The sequence below is a fragment of the Leifsonia sp. 10N434 genome (assembly GCF_056394405.1).
Genome location: NZ_JBFTHV010000007.1, coordinates 129,966 through 150,525 on the forward strand (window position 1 = coordinate 129,966; position 20,560 = coordinate 150,525).

General features: G+C 70.3%; 19 protein-coding genes. 4 read left to right on the forward strand and 15 right to left on the reverse strand.

The annotated features are described in order from the left end of the window. Positions 1-38 precede the first annotated feature (38 nt). The gene (locus AC1DB1_RS16895) at positions 39-1,958 is read right to left on the reverse strand and encodes a glycerol-3-phosphate dehydrogenase/oxidase (protein WP_477201649.1); all 1,920 of its coding nucleotides are present in this window, start codon (positions 1,956-1,958) and stop codon (positions 39-41) included. Positions 1,959-1,992: 34 nt separating this feature from the next. Continuing rightward, positions 1,993-3,111 carry a GuaB3 family IMP dehydrogenase-related protein gene (locus tag AC1DB1_RS16900; protein ID WP_271175766.1) on the reverse strand — a complete coding sequence of 373 codons (1,119 nt, stop codon included), beginning with the start codon at positions 3,109-3,111 and terminating at the stop codon, positions 1,993-1,995. A 70-nt stretch (positions 3,112-3,181) separates the two neighbouring features. Between AC1DB1_RS16900 and AC1DB1_RS16905 the strand changes: the two genes are divergently transcribed. Then, positions 3,182-4,330 carry a MalY/PatB family protein gene (locus AC1DB1_RS16905; protein WP_477201650.1) on the forward strand — a complete coding sequence of 383 codons (1,149 nt, stop codon included), beginning with the start codon at positions 3,182-3,184 and terminating at the stop codon, positions 4,328-4,330. A gap of 34 nt (positions 4,331-4,364) precedes the next feature. Here the strand turns inward: AC1DB1_RS16905 and AC1DB1_RS16910 are convergent, their stop codons facing one another. The 4 genes from AC1DB1_RS16910 to groES all read right to left on the reverse strand — a co-directional run bounded on the left by AC1DB1_RS16910 (position 4,365) and on the right by groES (position 9,212). Next, positions 4,365-6,053: an ABC-F family ATP-binding cassette domain-containing protein gene (locus AC1DB1_RS16910; protein ID WP_271175670.1), complete on the reverse strand. Its 1,689-nt coding sequence runs from the start codon at positions 6,051-6,053 to the stop codon at positions 4,365-4,367. A gap of 229 nt (positions 6,054-6,282) precedes the next feature. Then, entirely contained in the window at positions 6,283-7,785 is a 1,503-nt protein-coding gene (guaB, locus tag AC1DB1_RS16915) for an IMP dehydrogenase (RefSeq protein WP_271175671.1), read from the reverse strand. An 88-nt stretch (positions 7,786-7,873) separates the two neighbouring features. Continuing rightward, positions 7,874-8,848, reverse strand: a complete 975-nt coding sequence (rarD, locus tag AC1DB1_RS16920) for an EamA family transporter RarD (RefSeq protein ID WP_271175672.1) — start codon at positions 8,846-8,848, stop codon at positions 7,874-7,876. A gap of 67 nt (positions 8,849-8,915) precedes the next feature. Next, positions 8,916-9,212 carry a co-chaperone GroES gene (gene groES, locus AC1DB1_RS16925; protein WP_271175673.1) on the reverse strand — a complete coding sequence of 99 codons (297 nt, stop codon included), beginning with the start codon at positions 9,210-9,212 and terminating at the stop codon, positions 8,916-8,918. A gap of 133 nt (positions 9,213-9,345) precedes the next feature. On the opposite strand from groES, the gene AC1DB1_RS16930 reads away from it, so the two are divergent. Continuing rightward, the gene (locus tag AC1DB1_RS16930) at positions 9,346-10,539 is read left to right on the forward strand and encodes a THUMP-like domain-containing protein (protein WP_477201651.1); all 1,194 of its coding nucleotides are present in this window, start codon (positions 9,346-9,348) and stop codon (positions 10,537-10,539) included. Between the two features lie 76 nt (positions 10,540-10,615). On the opposite strand, the gene AC1DB1_RS16935 is transcribed toward AC1DB1_RS16930, so the two are convergent. The 8 genes from AC1DB1_RS16935 to glmS form a co-directional block, all read right to left on the reverse strand. Further along, positions 10,616-11,293 (reverse strand): DUF4190 domain-containing protein, encoded by a 678-nt coding sequence (locus AC1DB1_RS16935; RefSeq protein ID WP_477201652.1) that lies wholly within the window; start codon positions 11,291-11,293, stop codon positions 10,616-10,618. 255 nt (positions 11,294-11,548) lie between these two features. Further along, positions 11,549-12,619, reverse strand: coding sequence for a tRNA (adenosine(37)-N6)-threonylcarbamoyltransferase complex transferase subunit TsaD (gene tsaD / locus AC1DB1_RS16940; protein ID WP_477201653.1), 1,071 nt, complete (start codon positions 12,617-12,619; stop codon positions 11,549-11,551). Further along, the gene (rimI, locus tag AC1DB1_RS16945; protein ID WP_373877106.1) at positions 12,616-13,050 is read right to left on the reverse strand and encodes a ribosomal protein S18-alanine N-acetyltransferase; all 435 of its coding nucleotides are present in this window, start codon (positions 13,048-13,050) and stop codon (positions 12,616-12,618) included. The genes tsaD and rimI overlap by 4 nt, the downstream gene beginning before the upstream one ends. 47 nt (positions 13,051-13,097) lie before the next feature. Then, positions 13,098-13,733 carry a tRNA (adenosine(37)-N6)-threonylcarbamoyltransferase complex dimerization subunit type 1 TsaB gene (tsaB, locus tag AC1DB1_RS16950; protein ID WP_477201654.1) on the reverse strand — a complete coding sequence of 212 codons (636 nt, stop codon included), beginning with the start codon at positions 13,731-13,733 and terminating at the stop codon, positions 13,098-13,100. Between the two features lie 9 nt (positions 13,734-13,742). Next, the gene (gene tsaE / locus AC1DB1_RS16955) at positions 13,743-14,303 is read right to left on the reverse strand and encodes a tRNA (adenosine(37)-N6)-threonylcarbamoyltransferase complex ATPase subunit type 1 TsaE (protein ID WP_477201655.1); all 561 of its coding nucleotides are present in this window, start codon (positions 14,301-14,303) and stop codon (positions 13,743-13,745) included. Further along, a complete protein-coding gene (gene alr / locus AC1DB1_RS16960) occupies positions 14,300-15,496 on the reverse strand; it encodes an alanine racemase (protein WP_477201656.1) in 1,197 nt (398 codons plus the stop codon). Before alr ends, tsaE begins: the two co-directional genes overlap by 4 nt. Next, positions 15,489-15,860, reverse strand: coding sequence for a holo-ACP synthase (locus tag AC1DB1_RS16965; protein ID WP_271175680.1), 372 nt, complete (start codon positions 15,858-15,860; stop codon positions 15,489-15,491). The genes alr and AC1DB1_RS16965 overlap by 8 nt, the downstream gene beginning before the upstream one ends. 17 nt (positions 15,861-15,877) lie before the next feature. After that, positions 15,878-17,728, reverse strand: coding sequence for a glutamine--fructose-6-phosphate transaminase (isomerizing) (glmS, locus tag AC1DB1_RS16970; RefSeq protein WP_477201657.1), 1,851 nt, complete (start codon positions 17,726-17,728; stop codon positions 15,878-15,880). 43 nt (positions 17,729-17,771) lie between these two features. Here glmS and coaA point away from each other — a divergent pair, with 43 nt between their 5' ends. Then, entirely contained in the window at positions 17,772-18,737 is a 966-nt protein-coding gene (coaA, locus tag AC1DB1_RS16975; RefSeq protein ID WP_477201658.1) for a type I pantothenate kinase, read from the forward strand. Positions 18,738-18,838: 101 nt separating this feature from the next. Continuing rightward, the gene (locus AC1DB1_RS16980; RefSeq protein ID WP_477201659.1) at positions 18,839-19,162 is read left to right on the forward strand and encodes a helix-turn-helix domain-containing protein; all 324 of its coding nucleotides are present in this window, start codon (positions 18,839-18,841) and stop codon (positions 19,160-19,162) included. A gap of 19 nt (positions 19,163-19,181) precedes the next feature. On the opposite strand, the gene glmM is transcribed toward AC1DB1_RS16980, so the two are convergent. Next, positions 19,182-20,543 carry a phosphoglucosamine mutase gene (glmM, locus tag AC1DB1_RS16985; RefSeq protein WP_271175684.1) on the reverse strand — a complete coding sequence of 454 codons (1,362 nt, stop codon included), beginning with the start codon at positions 20,541-20,543 and terminating at the stop codon, positions 19,182-19,184. Positions 20,544-20,560 lie beyond the last annotated feature (17 nt).

Sequence of the window (20,560 nt, forward strand, 5' to 3'; positions counted from 1 at the left end):
TCCGGGGTTGGTGGTGTACGGACGGGCGGTGCCCCGCGTCACTCGGCGGCGGGCGCTCCGTCTCCGGCAGGCGCACCCGGCGCATCCGGGGCTGCAGGCGCATCCGGTGCAGCGGGCGCGGTCGGCGCGGCCGGCGCTGCAGACGTCGCCGGCTTGCGCGTCGCCCTGGCCCGGTTCGACGCGCGGGCCGTCTTGGCCGCCTTCGCCGCCGCCGCGTCGACGTCGACGATGTCGGGAGCCTCCAGCCGGATGCGGTCGGCCGACTCGTCGTCGGGCTGCAGCTGGCTCGCACGTTCGGCCGCGACGCGCTTGAGGTAGGTCTGCACCTCGCGGTCCTCCCTGCCCTTGTCCCAGCCGAGCACGCCGGCCATCAGACGGGCGGCGACCGGTGCGGCGGAGACCCCGCGGTCCCACGCCTCGATCGAGATGCGGGTGCGGCGGGCGAGCACGTCCTCGAGGTGCAGCGCACCCTCGTTCGACGCCGCGTAGACCACCTCGGCCCCGACGTAGTCGTCGGCGCCCGGCAGAGGCTCGGCGAGCGACGGGTCGTCGCGGATCAGCTCCAGGATGTCTTCGGCCAGCGTGCCGTAACGGTTGAGGAGGTGCTCGATCCTCACCACGTGCAGCCCGCTCTCGTCGGCGATGCGGTTGCGGCGGTTCCAGGCGGCCTGGTATCCCTCGGCCCCGACCAGCGCGATCTCCTCCGTCGTGCTCTTGGCGATCTTGCCGTCGAGCGCGTCCACGGCCGCGTCGATCGCGTCCTTCGCCATGATCCGGTAGGTGGTCCACTTGCCGCCCGCGATCACCACCAGGCCGGGAACCGAGTGCGCGACGAGGTGCTCGCGGGAGAGCTTCGAGGTCTGCTCCGACTCACCGGCGAGCAGCGGGCGCAGGCCGGCGTAGACGCCTTCGACGTCCTCCCTGGTCAACGGGATGGCGAGGACCGAGTTCACGTGCGCGAGCAGATAGTCGATGTCCGCCGCCGTCGCCGCCGGGTGGGCCTTGTCGAGGTGCCAGTCGGTGTCTGTCGTGCCGATCAGCCAGTGACGGCCCCACGGGATGACGAAGAGCACGCTCTTCTCGGTGCGCAGCAACAGTCCCATCTTCGACTGGAACCGGTCGCGCGGCACGACGAGGTGGATGCCTTTCGAGGCGCGCACCTTGAACTGGCCGCGCTCCCCCACCATCGCCTGCGTGTCGTCCGTCCAGACGCCGGTGGCGTTGACGACCTGCTTGGCCCGGATCTCGAACCGCTCGTCGGTCTCGAGGTCGTGCGCCTGCACGCCGACCACGCGCTGACCGACCTTGATGAAGCCTTCCGCGCGCACTCGGCTCGCCACGTTCGCCCCGTAGTGCGCGGCCGTGCGCGCGAGGTTCGCCACGTACCGGGCGTCGTCGACCTGCGCGTCGTAGTACGTGATGCCGCCGACCAGGGCGTCGCTCGCCAGGCTCGGGATCGAGCGCATCACCTGCCGCTTCGACAGGTGGCGGTGGTGCGGGACGCCCGGGGGACGCAGTCCGGTGTACGAGAAGATGTCGTAGAGCATCATGCCGGCGCCCACATAGGCACGCTCGATGACGCGCTTCTTGAGCGGGTAGAGGAACCGCACGGGCTTCACGAGGTGCGGCGCGATGCGCTGCAGCAGCAGCCCGCGTTCGATCAGGGCCTCACGCACCAGCCGGAAGTCGAGCTGCTCGAGGTAGCGGATGCCGCCGTGCACGAGCTTCGACGACCGGCTCGAGGTGCCGGATGCGAAATCGCGCGCCTCGATGAGGCCGACCGAGAGCCCGCGGGTCACCGCATCGAGCGCGCTGCCCGTTCCGACGATGCCGCCGCCGACCACGAGGATGTCGAGCTCGGTGTCCTTCAGTGCCGCTATCGCGTCCGCACGTTCGGCCGGGCCGAGCCGTGACGTGGACGACACAGCCGGCTGTGAGGTGGATCTGGTCGTGACCATCGTTCTCTCCCTCTCGGCCGCCATCGGCCGATGTTCAGTGCGCGTTGTACGGCGCGACGACGACTTCGACGCGCTGGAACTCCTTCAGGTCGGAGTAGCCGGTGGTGGCCATCGAGCGACGCAGTGCGCCGACCAGGTTGGCCGTTCCCTCGGCGACGGGTGCCGGGCCGTAGAGGATCTCCTCGAGCGGGGCGACCTGGCCCACCTCGACCCGGTTGCCGCGGGGCAGCTGCGCGTGGTGCGCCTCCGCACCCCAGTGCCAGCCGCCGCCGGGGGCGTCGGTGGCGCGGGCGAGCGTGGAGCCGAGCATCACCGCGTCGGCGCCGCAGGCGATCGCCTTGACGATGTCGCCCGAGCTGCCGAGCCCGCCGTCCGCGATGACGTGCACGTAGCGGCCGCCGGACTCGTCCATGTAGTCGCGGCGTGCGCCGGCGACGTCGGCGACGGCCGTAGCCATCGGCGCGTGGATGCCGAGGGTCGAGCGCGTCGTGGAGGCGGCGCCACCGCCGAAGCCGACGAGGACGCCGGCCGCGCCGGTGCGCATCAGGTGCAGTGCGGCCGTGTAGGTGGCCGCCCCGCCGACGATGACCGGCACGTCGAGCTCGTAGATGAACTTCTTGAGGTTCAGGGGTTCGACGTTCTTCGACACGTGCTCGGCCGACACCGTCGTGCCGCGGATCACGAACAGGTCGACGCCCGCTGCGACCACGGTCTCGTACAGTTCCTGGGTGCGCTGCGGCGACAGGGCGCCGGCGACTGTGACGCCGGCCTCGCGGATCTCCGCGAGACGGCTCGTGACGAGTTCCGGCTTGATCGGCTCGGAGTAGATCTCCTGCATGCGCGAGGTCGCCTTCGCGGCCGGAAGCTGGCGGATCTCCGCCAGCAGCGGCTCCGGGTCCTCGTACCGCGTCCACACGCCCTCGAGGTCGAGAACGCCCAGACCGCCCAGCTGGCCCATCATGATCGCGGTGGTCGGCGAGACCACCGAGTCCATCGGGGCGGCGAGGAACGGGATGGAGAACTGGTACGCGTCGATCGACCACGAGACCGAGACGTCCTCGGGGTCACGGGTGCGCCGGCTCGGCACCACCGCAATGTCGTCGAAGGCGTACACGCGGCGAGCGCGCTTGGCGCGCCCGATCTCAATCTCCATACTCACCCGTTCAGTCTATGGCGAGGGCGTCGAGGATGCGCCGTCGGGCGCAGGCGGGCAGAGTGGAACCATGACGATCGAAGCCGACTCCCTCGAGAAACTGCGCACCAGGACGAGCGAGAAGTGGCGCGCGTATCCGGATGACGTGCTCCCGCTGTTCGTCGCAGAGATGGACTATCCCCTGGCGGAACCCATCGCCGAGGCGCTGATCGCCGCCGTGCGCCGCTCCGACACCGGGTACATCGGGCCCGACGACTCGGCCAAGCGGGCGTTCGCCGATTTCGCCAGGAACTCGTGGGGGTGGGAGGTCGATCCCGCGCGTGTCACCACGACGACCGACGTCAGCTCGGTGATCGTCGAGTCGCTGCGACTGGTGATCACCCCCGGCGACCGCGTCATCATCACGCCGCCCGTGTATCCGCCGTTCTTCGGCATGGTGACCGAGGCCGGCGGCGTCGTCGAGGAGGTGCCGCTCTCGGTCGACCCGGCCTCGGGCTGGTCGCTCGACCTCGACGGCATCGAGCGCGCCTTCGCGTCGGGCGCCCGCGCCTTCCTGCTCTGCAACCCCCACAACCCGCTCGGGCTCGTGCACAGCGCCGGCGAACTGGCCGCGGTCGCCGAGCTGGCGGCCCGTTACGACGCCGTGGTCGTCAGCGACGAGGTGCACGCGCCGCTCACGCACTCCGACGCGACGTTCACCCCGTTCCTCTCCGTGTCGGACGCCGCGCGCGAGCACGGCATCGCCGCCCACTCAGCGAGCAAGGCCTGGAACCTCGCCGGCCTCAAGTGCGCGATGTTCGTCGCCGCGAGCGACCGGATGGCCGGCGTGCTCGCGACGCTGCCGTTCGAAGTCGAGGAGCGCACCAGCCTCTTCGGGAGGATCGCCACCGAAGCGGCGTACCGCGATTCGCGCGCGTGGCTGGGCGGGATGCTCGCCGCGGTGGAGGCGAATCGGGCGCTCCTCACCCAGTTGCTCACGCAGTACCTGCCCGAGGTACGCTACCGCGAGCCACGGGCGAGCTACCTGGCGTGGCTCGACTTCCGCCCGCTCGACTGGGGTGTCGAACCGGCAGGGCTGGCGCTCGACGAGGCGCGGGTCGCGCTCGTGCCCGGTCCCGACTTCGGGCGCGAGGGCGCCGGGTTCGCCCGGCTGAACTTCGCCTGCTCCCCGTCGGTGCTCACGGAGGCCGTGCTCCGGCTCGCCTCGGTGCGGCCCTGACCGGACCCGCCAGCCTGCCCGGATCTCCCGAGCCTCACCGCACCCGGGCCACCCTCGCCTCGTCCCACACCGGCTCATCCGACTCGTACACGCCCCCGTCGGCGCCGAACACCAGGTAGCGGTCGAACCCGCGCGCGAACCAGCGGTCGTGCGTCACGGCGATCACCGTGCCCTCGAACCCGCGCAGACCCTCCTCCAGCGCCTCGGCGGAGACGAGGTCGAGGTTGTCCGTCGGCTCGTCGAGCAGCAACAGCGTCGCGCCCGACAGCTCGAGCAGCAGGATCTGTAGCCGCGCCTGCTGGCCGCCCGAGAGCGACTCGAACGTCTGCTCGCTCGAGGCGGCGAGCCCGTAGCGGTCGAGCACCCGGCTGGCCGCGTCCCTGGGCATCCCCGAACGGAAGTCGTCGCCGCGGTGCAGGATCTCCAGCAGGGTGCGGCCCACCAGCTCCGGATGCTCGTGCGCCTGCGCGAACAGCCCCGGCACCACGCGCGCGCCGAGCTTCGCGACGCCCGAGTGCGCGACGGGAGGGCCCGACTGCTCCGCCGAGGCGAGGTGCCCGGCCGCCGGATCCGGATCGGTGCCGCCCGCGGCGAGGAGCCGAAGGAAGTGCGACTTGCCCGACCCGTTCGACCCGAGCACGGCCACCCGCTCGCCGAACCAGATCTCCGCACTGAATGCGCGCATCAGCCCGGTGAGTTCCAGATCGAAGCACTCGACGACGCGACGACCCGTCCGCGAACCGGTGAGGCGCATCGTCACCTCCTGCTCGCGCGGGCGCAGCTGCGGAGGACCGGCCTCCTCGAACTTCGCCAGTCGCGTCTGAGCGGCGCGGTACGCAGGTGCGACATCACTGTTGTACTTCGCCTTCTCCCACAGCCGCAGCACGAGGGCCTTCAGCTTCGCGTGCTCCTCGTCCCAGCGCCGGCGCAGCTCCTCGAGCCTGGCCATCCGGTCGTCGCGCGCCTGGTGGTAGCCGGCGAAGCCGCCGCCGTGGGTCCAGGTGGTGTTGCCGGCCGCGCCGAGTTCGAGTGTCACGATCCGGTCGGCGGCGTTCGCCAGCAGTTCCCGGTCGTGCGAGACCAGCAGCACGGTCTTCTGGGTCGCACGCAGCTGTTCCTCGAGCCAGCGCTTGGCCGGCACATCCAGATAGTTGTCCGGCTCGTCGAGCAGCAGCACCTGCTCCGGCCCTCGCAGCAACGCCTCGAGCACGAGACGCTTCTGCTCGCCTCCCGACAGCGACCGGAGGCCCCGGTACTGGGCGCGCTCGAACGGGATGCCGAGGGCGGCCATCGTGCAGTGGTCCCAGACGACCTCCTGCTCGTAGCCGCCCGCATCCGCGTAGTCGGCAAGGGCCGACGCGTAGCGGAGCTGGGTGTCGGTCTCGTCGCGCTCGATGATGGCCTCCTCGGCCGCAGTCAGCGCCTCCGCCGCCGCGCGCACGGCGCGCGGCGCGACCGACACGAGGAGGTCGCGCACCGTACGGTCGTCGCGCACATGCCCGACGAACTGGTCCATCACCCCGAGGCCGCCGTCGATCCCGATGCTGCCGGTGTCGGCCTTCAGCTCGCCCCGGATGATGCGCAGCAGCGTCGACTTGCCCGCCCCGTTCGCGCCGATGAGCGCCGATACGCTGCCCTCCCCCACGCGGAACGAGACGTCGTCGAGCAGCGGACGGCCGTCGGCGAGTGAATAGCCGATTCCGGCGACGTCGATGTATCCCACGGGAGTGCTTTCATTCGGTGCGAGCCCTGGTGCGGGGCGCCCGCGTCGAACGAGCCTTCCAGAATAGACGACCGCGCTCGTCCCGTCGACCCGCGGTCGCCCCGTCCGCAATTCCGGAACTCTCGCTCGACACCCCGTCGATTAACGCACAACTCCGGAAGCTCGCCGCGGTGAGGCGGGATCTTCCGGAGTTGTGGAGGTCAGACGGGTCAGCGAGGTGAGACCAGGGTCAGCGGCGGTAGTTCGGCGCCTCGACCACCATCTGGATGTCGTGCGGGTGCGACTCCTTGAGTCCGGCCGCCGTGATGCGCACGAACTTGCCGCGTTCCTTGAGCTCGGCGATGGTGCGCGCCCCCACGTAGAACATCGACTGCCGCAGGCCGCCGATCAGCTGGTAGGCGACGGCCGACAGCGGTCCGCGATACGGCACCTGTCCCTCGATGCCCTCGGCGATGAGCTGCTCGTCGCTGGGCACATCCGCCTGGAAGTAGCGGTCGCGCGAGTACGAGGTCTTCTTGCCGCGCGTCTGCAGAGCGCCCAGCGATCCCATGCCGCGGTAGTTCTTGAACTGCTTGCCGTTGACGAACACCAGGTCGCCGGGCGACTCGGCCGTTCCGGCGAGCAGCGAGCCGAGCATCACGGTGTCCGCGCCGGCGACGAGCGCCTTGGCGATGTCACCGGAGTACTGCAGACCGCCGTCGGCGATGAGCGGCACACCGGCCGCACGGGCGGCGAGCGACGCCTCGTAGACGGCCGTGACCTGGGGGACGCCCACGCCCGCGACGACGCGCGTGGTGCAGATCGAGCCCGGTCCGACGCCGACCTTGATCGCGTCGGCGCCGGCGTCGATCAGAGCCTGTGCCCCGGCGCGGGTTGCCACGTTGCCGCCGATGATGTCGACGTGCGCCGCGCGCGGCTCCGCCTTCAGCCGGCGGATGATGTCGAGCACTCCGGCGCTGTCGCCGTTGGCCGTGTCGACGACGATCACGTCGACGCCCGCGTCGACGAGCGCCATCGCGCGCTCCCACGCGTCGCCGAAGAAGCCGATCGCCGCGCCCACCCGCAGGCGGCCCTCGTCGTCCTTGGTGGCGTTGGGGTACTTCTCGCTCTTGTCGAAGTCCTTGACCGTGATGAGACCGCTGAGCTTGCCGTCGGCGTCGACGAGCGGGAGCTTCTCGATCTTGTGCTGGGCGAAGATCGCCACAGCGGAGTCGGGGTCGATGCCGACCGGCGCGGTGATCAGCGGCTGCCGGGTCATGACATCGCGCACATACGTGGTCGTGCGCTCGAACGGCGAGACGAAGCGCATGTCGCGGTTGGTGATGATGCCGACGAGGGTTCCATCGCCCTCGACCACCGGCAGGCCGCTCACGCGGAACTGACCGCAGAGCTGGTCGACCTCTTCGACGGTGGCGTCGGGGGTGGTGGTGACGGGGTTGGTGATCATGCCCGACTCGGACCGCTTGACCTTGTCGACGTGCGCCGCCTGGTCTTCGATCGAGAGGTTGCGATGCAGGATGCCGATGCCGCCGTTGCGCGCCATGGCGATCGCCATGCGCGACTCGGTCACCGTGTCCATCGCGCTCGACAACAGCGGGGACGCCACCGTGATGCGCTTGGTGAGCCGGGAGGACGTGTCCGCCTCGCTCGGGATGACGTCGGTGTGCCCGGGCAGGAGCATCACGTCGTCGTAGGTCAATCCGATGAAGCCGAACGGATCCGTCTGATCCATTTCACCCCTTAGAGCGTCGCGAGGAATGGGAGAATCCGCCCGCCACCAGCGCCACGGATACTCAATGCTAACGGCAGAACCCTGAGCGTTATTCCACGGTCGCGACGTCGAGGGCGGCGGTCCTGCGGTTCGAGCGCGCGGACGCGACGAGGTCGATCGCCAGGATGAGGAGCGCGAGCCAGACGATGCTGAACCCGACCCAGCGCTCGGGCGGCATCGCCTCGTGGAGCACCACCACGCCGACCAGGAACTGGATGAACGGGGCGAAGTACTGGATGAAGCCCATGTAGACCAGCGGGAGCCGGCGCGACGCCGCGGCGAAGAAGAGCAGCGGCACAGCGGTGATCACTCCCGCGCCCGCCATCGCGACGGTGTGCCAGACGCTGATCGTGCCGATCGTGATGCCGACGGTCGCCCCGACGACGACGAGCTGGACGATCGCGACCGGGGTGAGCCACAGCGTCTCGAGCGTGAGCCCGGACACCGCGTCGACCGACGGCCCGACGCGCTTCTTGATGAGGCCGTAGAGGCCGAACGAGAACGCGAGGATGAGAGCGATCCACGGGATGGAGCCGTACCCGACCGCCAGCACGACCACCGCGATGATGCTGATGCCCACCGCGACCCACTGGGCGACGCGCAGCTTCTCGCGCTGCACGATCACTCCGAGAAAGACCGTGACGATCGGGTTGATGAAGTAACCGAGGGCCGCCTCGACCACGTGGCCGGAGACCGTCGCGAGCACATACGTCTGCCAGTTCACGTAGATGAGGGCGCCGGCCACCCCCATGGTGAAGACGACGCGCTTGTTGGTGAGGAGCGTGGCGAAGGCCCGCCACTTGCGCGTGACGGTGAGCAGGATGGCGCAGAAGACGAGCGAGAAGAGAACGCGCCACGCCACGATCTCGAAGGCGCTGGCCGGCACCAGCGAGAGGAAGTAGATGGGCAGGATGCCCCACAGCACGTACGCCGAGATCGCATAGATCAGCCCGGATCGGCGATGCTCCGTCAACGGCTTGGCGACGGCGACGGCGACGGCTGGTTCTGTTTCGCTCGAGGACACCTGGTGATTCTACGCACAGACGACGAAGGCCCGGATGCCTGAGCATCCGGGCCTTCAGAGCCGATCGTCAGCGGACGATGACGGCCAGAACGTCGCGAGCCGAGAGGACGAGGTAGTCCTCTCCACCGAACTTGACCTCGGTTCCGCCGTACTTGGAGTAGATGACCTTGTCGCCGACGGCGACGTCGAGCGGAACGCGGTTGCCGTTGTCGTCGATACGGCCGGGGCCCACCGCCACGACCTCGCCCTCCTGGGGCTTCTCCTTGGCGGTGTCGGGGATGACAAGACCCGAAGCAGTGGTCTGCTCAGCCTCGACCTGCTTGATAACGATGCGATCCTCGAGCGGCTTGATGGAGACCGACACGGTTGACCTCTTTCTTGAACTAACACTGACGTGAAGACTGGAGTTAGCACACTCGCACGGAGAGTGCTAACACGAGTTTAGAGGGTTCATTAGCAGTCACGCAACGTGAGTGCCAAGAGGGTAGCGTGAAGCCATGGAACGGTCTGAGCTGGTCGAGCTGCTGTCGCCCGAGGGGCTGCGGCTGCTCGACTCCCTCCCCCCGTACCACTCGAAATCGGATGTGCTCGCTCTGGTCACCGAGCTGCGCAAGGCCGGGCATCCGCCGGGGCTCGTGGCGGCCGTGCTCACGCAGTCCAAGCTGCGCACGAAAGCCGCCGCCAAGTTCGGTCCCTTCGCCGACCGGATGCTCTTCACCGAGGCCGGCCTCGAGCAGGCGACGCGGCTTCCCGTCGCCGCCCGGCATGCCGGGCGCTTCGCGGCCGCCGGGCTCACCCGGGTCGCCGACCTCGGCTGCGGGATCGGCGGCGACGCCATGTCGCTCGCCGCGCTCGACCTCGAGGTGACCGCCGTCGAGGCCGACGAGGTCACCGCGGCCATCGCGAGCTACAACCTCGCCCCGTTCGACAACGCCACCGTCGAGCACGGGCTGGCCGAAGACGCAGACCTGCACGGGATCGACGGCGTCTTCCTCGATCCCGCCCGCCGCACCGCCGGCCACGGGCAGACCGCGCGACTCACCGACCCCGACGACTACTCCCCGTCGCTCGGCTTCGCCTTCGAGCTCGGAACCGGCCGGTCCGTCGGCGTGAAGCTCGGCCCCGGACTCGACCGCGACCTCATCCCGACGGGCGCCGAGGCGCAGTGGGTGTCGGTCGACGGCCAGCTGGTCGAGATGGGCCTCTGGTTCGGCGCGCTCGCCCGGTCGGGCATCCGTCGCGCCGCCCTCGTGCTGCACGGCGACGAGGCCAGCGAGCTGACGGCGCCGTCCGACAGCGAAGACGTCGAGGCCGGCCCGCTCGGCGGTTATCTCTACGAGCCCGACGGCGCCGTCATCCGGGCCCGTCTCATCGGCGACCTCGCGCGCTCGCTGAACGCCCGGATGCTCTCCGACGGCATCGCCTACTTCACGTCCGACGACGCCACCTCCACACCGTTCGCCACGGGGTTCCGCGTGATCGAGACCCTCCCCTTCCAGGAGAAGGAGCTCAAGCGGGCGCTCCGGCAGCGCGGCATCGGCACCCTCGAGATCAAGAAGCGCGGGGTGGATGTCGACCCCGCCGCCCTGCGCAAGCGCCTGTCGCTGAGCGGATCGGGCTCTGCCACCGTGGTGCTCACGCGCGTCGCGGGGCGGCACACCGCGCTCCTGGTGGAGCGGCTGCCCGCCTGAGCGGCCCCCGGACACGCAGAACGGCCGGCCGACGCTGTGCGCCGACCGGCCGTTCGTGCCTCTGGTGAGGCCGGGCTCAGTACGTGTAGCTGCCGCGGTAGGTCGAGAACGCGATCAGGGCGATGATGATAACCGCCCACTCGACGATCGCGATCGCGATCCCCACGAAACCGGTGATGATGCCGGTGAGCCAGAATCCCTTCGCCGCCGGCTCCTTCTTGCGGCCGATGAATCCGAGGATCACGGCCGCAACGCCGAACGGGAACCCGAGGCCGTACACCCAGGCGAGCACGACGCTCAGGATGCCGCCGACCATCGACAGGATGCTCAGCACGGGCGACTTCGCCTGAGGGGCGTACGGCTGCGCGTAGCCAGGCGCCGGCTGCCCGTAGGCGGCCTGGCCGTACGGCTGCTGCGGCTGCTGCCCGTAGGCGGGAGCGCCGGGCTGGCCGGGCTGGCCGGGCTGACCGTACGGCTGCTGGGGCTGCTGGCCGTAGGCCGGCTGTCCGTATGCGGGCTGACCGTACGGCGCCTGCTGACCGTAGCCCGGAGCGGGCGGGGCCGGCGGGACCGGCGGTGCGGCCGGAGCGGGTGCGCCCTCGACCGGGGCGGGAGCGGCAGCAGCGGCTGCCGCGTCGGAGACGGGAGGCGTGGGGGGAACCGCGCCGGTGGTGTCGTCCGTCGGGGCGGGCGGAACTGCGCCGTTTCCGGCTGCGGGGTCCGTCGGCTCCGCGGGCACGTTCGGGTCGGTCATGAGGCCAATCTCCTTCGAATTCTGAGAGGTTCCTGTATCGCAGCCATAGTGGCAGGCGCCCTCAGAGGTGTCAACGAGACCCGCGCGAGCGCTGTCATCCCAGGGTATTCCGGCCGGGCCGGTCTGGTCAGGCCGGGAGCCGTATTCGGCACCGTGGTACCACACGGTTCAGACCGCGGGACCGCGGGACGGCGGGACAGCTGGCGGCGCCCTGCGCGCATCCGACCGGAGCCCATCCGACCGGACCGCATCCGCTCAGCGCGCGACCTGGATCTCCGTGACCGGCAGCGTCGAATCGGCCGAGAAGCCGAGCGTGCTCGGCTCGTGCCCGGCCCGGATGAGCTGCGCGGCCAGCGCCGCGATCATCGCACCGTTGTCGGTGCAGAGCGAGAGCGCCGGGATGCGCAGCGCGACTCCGGCCGCCTCGGTGCGCTCGACCGCGACCTCCCGGATGCGTGCATTGGCGACCACTCCGCCACCGAGCAGCAGGCGCGGCACGTCGTAGTCGCGACAGGCGGCGAGCGCCTTCGTGAGCAGCACGTCGACGACCGCCTCGCGGAAGCTCGCCGCGACATCGGCGACCGGCACCGGCTCGCCCGCATCCTGCCGCTGCTCCACCCAGCGGGCGACGGCCGTCTTGAGGCCGGAGAACGAGAAGTCGTATCGGTGCGCGTCCAGGTCTTTCGGCTTGGTGAGCCCACGCGGAAAACGGATGGCGCGCGGATCGCCGCCCGCGGCGACCCGGTCGATCTGCGGTCCGCCCGGGTAGGGCAGCCCCAGCACGCGGGCGACCTTGTCGAAGGCCTCACCGGCGGCGTCGTCGATCGTCTCGCCGAGCAGTTCCACATCGGAGACCAGGTCGCGCACGAGCAGCAGCGAGGTGTGCCCGCCCGAGACGAGCAGGGCGATCGTCGGGAGCTCGACCGGATGCCCCGGCCCGCCGTGCGCGTCGAGCAGGTCGGCCCCGACGTGTCCGACGAGGTGGTTGACGGCGTAAATGGGCTTGCCGAGCGACACCGCGAGCGCCTTCGCCGCCCCGACGCCCACCATCAGGGCGCCGGACAGGCCCGGACCGCTCGTCACCGCCACCGCGTCGATGTCGGCCAGCTCGATGCCCGCGTCCGCCACGGCGGTGCGGAGCGTCGGCGTGAGCGCCTCGAGGTGCGCACGGGCCGCCACCTCGGGAACGACGCCACCGTAGCGGGCGTGCTCCTCCATCGACGAGGCGATGGTGTTGGCGAGCAAGGTGTCTCCCCGCACGATCCCGATCCCGGTCTCGTCGCAGGAGGTCTCGATGCCGAGCACCAGCGGATTCTCGCGGTTCATGCGACGGTCGTCTCCGGGGTCGGGACGATGAGGCGCATCACGATCGCGTCCACGTCGTCGGGCTGGTAGTAGCGCGGTCGCACCCCGATCTCCTCGAAGCCGAGCGCCCGGTAGAGCGTCTGGGCCGCCGGATTGTCGGCGCGCACCTCGAGGAACACCTCACGGGCGCCGCGTTTGCGCGCCTCGCCGATCAGGGCCAGCATCAGCGCGCGGCCGAGGCCGTGGCGCCGAGCGGCGGGAGCGACGGCGATGGTCTGGATGTCTCCTTCGGCGGCTCCCGCAGGCGACAGCAGGCCCGCGTACCCGTCGATGCGCTCCGGATGCTCGGGCTCGAAGGCCACCAGGTAGTAGGTGTGCTCGCTGCGGACCTCGGACAGCATCGAGTGCTCCGACCAGGCGTCGGTCGTGAACGTCGAGCGCTCGAGCTCCATGATCGCCGGGACGTCGTCGGGCGTCGCGCGGCGCAGCTGCCAGGCGGTCACGCGCTCACCCGCTTGGGGCCGCTCGAGAGCGTGACATCCGGCGAGCGCAGGTAGAGCGGCTCGTCGGCGGCGAAGGGCCGGCCGTTGGAGTACAGCAGTTCGGCGAGCATCCCGAGCGAGCCGGCCGACACGATGCGCGCATCGACGCGGGCGGGGTCCGGTTGGGTGGGGTCGGTCTCGGGAAGCCGGTCGGGGCGGCTCAGGCCGGGGCCGTCGGAGCGGATCGGCAGACCCGCGTCGTCCACGCCGGTGTAGGTCGACCAGTACAGCTCGCGGCGTCGGGCGTCGGTCACGACGAGCAGAGGACCCTCGTGTCCGGCCGCGTACCGTTCGAACGCCACGGCGTCGTGGCTGACCACCGGGACGAGCGGCTTGCCAGCGCCGAAAGCGAACGCCTTGGCCGCGGCGATGCCGACGCGCAGGCCGGTGAACGGGCCGGGACCCATCCCGGCGACCACGCCGGAGAGCGCCGCGACGGCTACGCCGGATTCCCGCAGCACCGCCTCGATCAGTTCGCCGACGACCTCGGCGTGCCGCATCGTGTCGGGTTCCGTGCGCTCGGCGAGCATCCCGCCGTCCCGATCGACGACGGCGACACTCGTTCCTGCGGAGGTGTCGATCGCGAGAAGCATGATTCCAGCCTAGGCGAGCGGCGGCGACTGCCAGCGCGGGCCGTATCCGGTGATGACGACGCGGCGCGGCTCGTCGGCGTCGAGTTCGTCGTCGGGGTCGGGATCCTCGGTGGGATCGTCGTCGTCGGCCGCGGGCGGCATCTCGGCGCCGGGAGCGCCGTGCGCTCCGGTCGGACGGACGATGTCGACCTCCAGCCACGACTCGGCGACGCCGTCGAGCATCCCGCTGCCCCATTCGACGACGACGATCGACCGGGCGAAGTCGATGTCGAGGTCGTCGAGCTCGAGCGCGCTGCTCAGCCGGTAGGCGTCGACGTGCACCAGCGGCGCTCCCCCGACCAGGCTCGGATGCGTGCGCGCCAGCACGAACGTCGGGCTCGTCACCGGTCCGCGAACCTCGAGACCCTCGCCGATCCCGCGGGTCAGTGTCGTCTTGCCCGCCCCCAGCGGACCGCTGAGCACGATCAGGTCTCCCGCCCGCAACACGCCGGCGAGCTCGATGCCGAGCACGTGCATCCCGTCGGCGGTGGGTACGACGCGCTCGACGGGCGGCTGCAGCGTGCCCGTCATCGCCGCCCCACGTAGGTGCGGCGCACGCGGGCGCCGATCCTGGTCACGATCTCGTAGTTGATCGTGCCGGCCGCCTCCGCCCAGTCGTCGGCCGACGGCACACCGGTCGCCGGATCGCCGAACAGCACGACCTCGTCGCCGACCTGCACATCGTGATCGCCGACATCGACGACAAACTGGTCCATCGCGACGCGTCCGGCGATCCGGAAGGTCTCGCCCGCGATCGACACCGATGCGCGGCCGGAGGCGTGCCGCGGGATGCCTTCGGCGTAGCCGAGCGGCACGAGGGCGAGAGTCGTATCCGAGGTCGTGCGGTACGTGTAGTCGTACGAGACGCCGGTTCCGCCCTGCACCCGGCGCACGGCGGCGACTCGCCCGCGCAGGGTCATCACCGGGCGCAACCCCAGATCGGCGCTCGACCGGCCGGCGAACGGGGACAGCCCGTAGATTCCGATGCCGAGCCGGACGAGATTGAACCGGGCGTCCGGGAGGCTCAGCGCCGCGGCGGAGGCGGCCAGGTGACGCAGCTCGGGCTCGAGCCCCGCAGCCGCGGCCACCCCGAGACCGCGCGTGTACGTGTCGATCGCCGCAGCGTCGTCGTCCGGCGACGCGTTCGAGACGTGGCTGAAGATGCCGCGCACCACGATGTCGCCGGATTTCTCGAGGGCACGGGCGCGCTCGAAGGTCGCGGCCCACTCCGGCTCCGAGATGCCGTTTCGGCTCAGCCCCGTCTCGAGCTTCAGCTGCACCAGCGCCTGACCGTGGAGCCGCCCGGCCGCGACGAGTGCGCGCCGGGCGTCCGCGACCGCGTCGAGCTGCGCGATCGACGAGACCCCGATGTCGACGCCCGCCTCGATCGCCGGAGCGAAGTCCGCGTCCGGGTCGTGCAGCCACGCCAGCAGGGGCGCATCGATCCCGGCATCCCGCAGTTGGACCGCCTCGGTCAGGTCGGCGACGCCCAGCCAGTCGGCGCCCCCGGCCAGAGCGGCACGCGCGCACTCGACGGCGCCGTGGCCGTACGCGTTCGCCTTGACGACCGCCATCACGTGCTCCGTGCCGACCAGCTCGCGCAGGTGCGCCACGTTCGCGGTCAGCGCGCCGAGGTCGATCACGGCCTCGCGGAACGCGGCCTCCGGTTTCTCGGCCGGCGCCTGACGGGTGGCATCCCTCGGGGTCTGCGTGCCGTCAGCCACGACCGGCTCCCCCGTCGATCTCCGTCACGACGAAGGCCATCGCGATGCCGGCGTCGTGCGTCATCGACACGTGGATCGACGTGATGCCGCGGTCGCGCACGACGCCCTCGACGACGTTGTGCAGCACGAATCCCGGGTTGCGCTCCTCATCGGGGACGATCTCCATGTCGTGCCAGCGCACGCCCTCCGAGTCGCCGAGCGCCTTGATCAGCGCCTCCTTCGCCGCGAACCGCGCGGCGAGCGAGTGCACGGGCAGCGATCGCTCGGAGTCGGTGAACAGTCGCTCGCGCAGCCGCGGGGTGCGCTCGATCGCCCGTGTGAACCTCTGCAGGTCGACCACGTCGACCCCGATACCGGCGATCATGACTGACGTGCTTTCGGCTATTCGACCGTGACCGACTTGGCCAGGTTGCGCGGCTGGTCGACGTCGAGCCCCTTGGCGGAGGAGAGCTCCATCGCGAAGATCTGCAGCGGCACCACGGCCAGCAGCGGCTCGAACAGCGGCGCAGCGAGCGGGATGCGGATGACCTCGTCGGCGAACGGCAGCACGGCGGCGTCGCCGGCCTCGGCGATCGCGATCACGCGGGCGCCCCGAGCGCGGATCTCCTGGATGTTCGAGACGACCTTCTTGTGCATCTCGTCGGACCAGCGCGGGCTGGGGACGACGACGAACACGGGCTGGCCGGGCTCGATCAGCGCGATCGGACCGTGCTTGAGCTCGCCCGCGGCGAAGCCCTCTGCATGGATGTACGCCAGCTCCTTGAGCTTGAGCGCGCCCTCGAGCGCGATCGGGTACCCGACGTGGCGACCGAGGAACAGCACCGAGCGGGTGTCGGACATCCATTTGGCCAGCTGGGCGATCGTCTCGTGCGACTCGAGCACCGTGGCGATCTTGTCGGGGACCGCGGCGAGCTCGGCGATCGCGTCGCGCTGCGCGACGGCACTGAGCGTTCCGCGCACCCGTGCGAGGTGCAGCCCGAAGAGGTAGAGGGCCGTGATCTGGGCCACGAACGCCTTCGTCGACGCCACCGCGACCTCGGGACCGGCGTGCGTGTAGAGCGCCGCATCCGACTCGCGCGGGATCGTCGCACCCTGTGTGTTGCAGACCGAGATCGCCTTCGCGCCGGCCTCGCGGGCGTACTTGACCGCCATGAGCGTGTCCATGGTCTCGCCCGACTGGCTGATCGAGATCACCAGCGTGCGGTCGGTGATGACCGGCTCCCGGTACCGGAACTCGTGGCTGAGCTCGACGGAGACGGGAACGCGCGCCCACTTCTCGATGGCGTACGAGCCGACCATGCCGGCGTAGGCCGCGGTGCCGCAGGCGATGATCGTGATGCGGTCGATCTCGGCGAGCACTTCGTCGCCCAGGCCGTCGAGCTCGGGGATGTGCACCGCGCCGTCGACCAGGCGGCCGCGCAGCGTGTTGGCCACCGCATCCGGCTCCTCGGCGATCTCCTTCGCCATGAAGCTGGACCAGCCGCCCTTCTCGGCGGCCGACGCGTCCCAGGCGACCTCGAACGGCTCGACCTCGACCGGTGCCCCGGAGAAGTCGGTGACCGTCACACTGTCGGGCGTGATCGTCACGATCTGGTCCTGGCCGATCGCCATCGCGTTGCGGGTGTGCTCGACGAACGCCGCGACATCGGAGCCGAGGAAGTTCTCGCCCTCGCCGAGGCCGATCACGAGCGGGGAGTTGCGCCGTGCGCCGACGACCACGTGCGGGGCGTCCTGGTGCAGGGCGAGCAGCGTGAAGGCGCCCTCGAGGCGGGACACGACGCGGCGGAACGCCTCGTTGAGGTCTCCCGTGGTGCGGTACTCGCGGCCCAGCAGCGCCGCGGCGACCTCCGTGTCCGTCTCCGACTCGAAGGTGAAGCCGTCGGCCAGCAGCTCGTCTTTGAGCGTGGCGAAGTTCTCGATGATCCCGTTGTGGATGACCGCGAGCCGGCCATCGTCGCCGAGATGCGGATGCGCGTTCCGGTCGGTCGGGCCGCCGTGGGTCGCCCAGCGGGTATGGCCGATGCCCGTCCCGCCGTTCGGGATCGGGTTGGCGTCGAGCTCGTCGACCAGCACGGACAGCTTGCCCGCCTTCTTGGCCGTGTTGAGCGCGCCATCCGGTGCGATCACAGCGATGCCGGCGGAGTCGTACCCGCGGTACTCCAAACGCTTCAGCCCACCGAGGAGCACCTCGAGGCTCTTATCCGTACCGACGTACCCGACGATTCCACACATGCACCCGATTTTAGCCTGGGCCCACACCCTAGACTTGTCGCCTATGGCGGTGAACGGCGCAGCACAAGGCGGATCCTCAGGTAATGGCGAGTCGTCACCGTTCGTCGAACTCGGGCGCGAGGACTGGGCAGAGCTCGCCCAGAGCACCCGGCTCCCGCTCAAAGAGACCGAGATCGTGCAGCTGCGCGGACTCGGAGACCCCCTCGACATGCGCGAGGTCGAACAGGTCTACCTGCCGCTCAGCCGGCTGCTGAACCTCTATGTCGGCGGCGCCAAGCAGCTGCACCGCGTCACCAGCGACTTCCTCGGCGAGCGGGCGGCCAGCACCCCGTTCGTCATCGGCGTCGCCGGCTCCGTCGCCGTCGGCAAGTCCACCATCGCGCGCCTGCTGCGGGAACTGCTCTCCCGCTGGGACGACACCCCGCGCGTCGAGCTCGTCACCACCGACGGCTTCCTCCTGCCGAACGCCGAACTGCAGCGCCGCGGCCTGATGGAACGCAAGGGCTTCCCCGAGTCGTACGACCGGCGCTCCCTGCTGCGCTTCGTCACCGCCGTCAAGAGCGGGGCGGCCGAGGTGCGTGCGCCGTTCTACTCGCACCTCAGCTATGACATCGTCCCCGACGCCGAGATCGTCGTGCGCCGGCCCGACGTGCTGATCGTCGAGGGCCTCAACGTGCTGCAGCCCGCCGGCGGCGGCAACCGGCTCGCCGTGAGCGATCTCTTCGACTTCAGCGTCTACGTGGATGCCCGCACCCGCGACATCGCCCGCTGGTACGAGGAGCGCTTCCTCAAGCTCCAGCGCGGCGCCTTCGCCAACCCCAAGTCGTACTTCCACCGGTACTCGGAGCTCACCGAAGAGCAGGCCAGGGAACGCGCCGCCGGCATCTGGGCCAGCATCAACGAGCCCAACCTGACCCAGAACATCCGGCCGACGCGGTCCCGCGCCAAGCTCGTGCTGCGCAAAGACGCCGACCACACCGTGAGCTCCGTGCTGCTGCGCAAGCTGTGACGGGTTCACGCCAGCGCGTGTGCGGTTCTTGCGCCTGAGGTCGTTAGACCCCAGGTCGTCGAACTCTGGTCGGCCGAGCCCTGGTGCCGTAGGCATGAGGTATGCCCGCTTCGCGCTCCCGTGCCGCCGAACTGTTCGGCGCGCGCATCCGGGAGGCGCGGGTGGCCCTCGGGATGAGCCAGGAAGACATCGCCCACCTCGCCGACATGCACGTGACCAACTACGGTCGCGTCGAGCGCGGTGAGGCCAACTCGGAGCTGCACACCATCGTGCGGCTGGCGACGGCGCTCAACGTCGACCCGGGCACGCTCCTCGCCGGCCTCTACGGCAAGGACATGCTCCCCGGCCGCGCGCGGGCATTCTCCGTCACGGACTTCCTCGCGGCGCAGAAGGCCGCGTCCGACGGCGCGCCGAAGAAGGACTGACGGCCAGCAGCACCGCGGGTCAGAGACCCAGGCGCTCCCTGACCACTTCGGCGAGCTCGTTCGCCAGCCGCTCGGCAGTGTGCTGGTCGGCGGCCTCCACCATCACGCGCACCAGCGGTTCCGTGCCCGACGGGCGCAGCAGAACGCGACCGGTGTCGCCCAGTGTCTCCGCCACGCGTCGCACCGCTGCCTGCAGGGGCTCGTCGGTGTGCACCGCGTGGTGGTCGACGTTCTTGACGTTCACCATCACCTGCGGGTACACCGTCATCACCTGCGCCAGCTCCGCCAGCGACTTGTGCTGTCGGGCCATCTCGCTGAGCAGGTGGAGTCCCGTCAGGATCCCGTCGCCCGTCGTCGCGAACTCGCGCATGATCACGTGGCCGGACTGCTCGCCACCGAGCGAGAAGTCGTGCTCGTTCATCTCCTCGAGCACGTAACGGTCGCCGACCGCCGTCTCCACCATCCGGATGCCGTGGTCGCGCATCGCGAGTTTGAGACCGAGATTGCTCATCACCGTCGCGACCAGCGTGTTGTCGCGCAGCTTGCCGCGTTCCGCCATCCCGAGAGCCAGGATCGCCATGATCTGGTCGCCGTCGACGATGTTGCCGTTCGCGTCGACCGCAAGGCAGCGGTCGGCGTCGCCGTCGTGGGCGATGCCAACATCCGCACCGTGCTCGAGCACGGCCTTGGCGAGGTTGTCGAGGTGGGTCGAGCCGACCCCGTCATTGATGTTCATCCCGTCGGGCGCGTCACCGATGACCGTCACCCGCGCTCCCGCGTCGGTGAAGACCTCCGGGGAGACACCTGCCGCAGCGCCGTGTGCGCAGTCGAGCACGACATGGATGCCGTCGAGGCGGTGCGGGAGGCTGCCGAGGAGGTGGATGACGTAGCGGTCCTCCGCGTCGGCGAACCGGCGGATGCGGCCGACCGCGGCACCCGTGGGCGCCAGCTTCTCGAGCGAGAGGTGCTCTTCGATGCGGTCCTCGACCACATCCGGAAGCTTCGTGCCGCCGCGGGCGAAGATCTTGATGCCGTTGTCGGGCGCCGGGTTGTGCGACGCCGAGACCATCACGCCGAAGTCGGCGTCGATGTCCGCGATCAGGAAGGCGGCCGCCGGCGTCGGGATGACGCCCGCGTCGAGCACATCGATGCCCGAGCTCGCCAGACCCGCCGCGACCGCGGCGGAAATGAACTCGCCCGAGACACGAGGGTCACGGGCGACGATCGCCACCGGACGCTTGCCGGCGGCACGCCGCGCCTCCGCGCTGCGGCCTTGCGTCAGTACAGCAGCAGCTGACTGAGCAAGACCGAGCGCGAGGTCGGCGGTGAGACTACCGTTCGCGAGTCCGCGGACCCCGTCGGTACCGAAGAGGCGTGGCATGAACCGAAGCCTAAGCG

Bases quoted from the DNA above. Each gene is read 5' to 3' on its own strand.
- rimI (WP_373877106.1), bottom strand. From the start codon at position 13,050: ATGGAGCTCGAGCGCTCGACGTTCACGACCGACGCCTGGTCGGAGCAC.
- AC1DB1_RS16935 (WP_477201652.1), bottom strand. From the start codon at position 11,293: ATGACCGACCCGAACGTGCCCGCGGAGCCGACGGACCCCGCAGCCGGA.
- tsaE (WP_477201655.1), bottom strand. From the start codon at position 14,303: ATGACGGGCACGCTGCAGCCGCCCGTCGAGCGCGTCGTACCCACCGCC.
- coaA (WP_477201658.1), top strand. From the start codon at position 17,772: ATGGCGGTGAACGGCGCAGCACAAGGCGGATCCTCAGGTAATGGCGAG.
- AC1DB1_RS16900 (WP_271175766.1), bottom strand. From the start codon at position 3,111: ATGGAGATTGAGATCGGGCGCGCCAAGCGCGCTCGCCGCGTGTACGCC.
- tsaD (WP_477201653.1), bottom strand. From the start codon at position 12,619: ATGAACCGCGAGAATCCGCTGGTGCTCGGCATCGAGACCTCCTGCGAC.
- glmM (WP_271175684.1), bottom strand. From the start codon at position 20,543: ATGCCACGCCTCTTCGGTACCGACGGGGTCCGCGGACTCGCGAACGGT.
- AC1DB1_RS16930 (WP_477201651.1), top strand. From the start codon at position 9,346: ATGGAACGGTCTGAGCTGGTCGAGCTGCTGTCGCCCGAGGGGCTGCGG.
- guaB (WP_271175671.1), bottom strand. From the start codon at position 7,785: ATGGATCAGACGGATCCGTTCGGCTTCATCGGATTGACCTACGACGAC.
- tsaB (WP_477201654.1), bottom strand. From the start codon at position 13,733: ATGCTTCTCGCGATCGACACCTCCGCAGGAACGAGTGTCGCCGTCGTC.
- glmS (WP_477201657.1), bottom strand. From the start codon at position 17,728: ATGTGTGGAATCGTCGGGTACGTCGGTACGGATAAGAGCCTCGAGGTG.
- AC1DB1_RS16980 (WP_477201659.1), top strand. From the start codon at position 18,839: ATGCCCGCTTCGCGCTCCCGTGCCGCCGAACTGTTCGGCGCGCGCATC.
- AC1DB1_RS16905 (WP_477201650.1), top strand. From the start codon at position 3,182: ATGACGATCGAAGCCGACTCCCTCGAGAAACTGCGCACCAGGACGAGC.
- AC1DB1_RS16895 (WP_477201649.1), bottom strand. From the start codon at position 1,958: ATGGTCACGACCAGATCCACCTCACAGCCGGCTGTGTCGTCCACGTCA.
- AC1DB1_RS16965 (WP_271175680.1), bottom strand. From the start codon at position 15,860: ATGATCGCCGGTATCGGGGTCGACGTGGTCGACCTGCAGAGGTTCACA.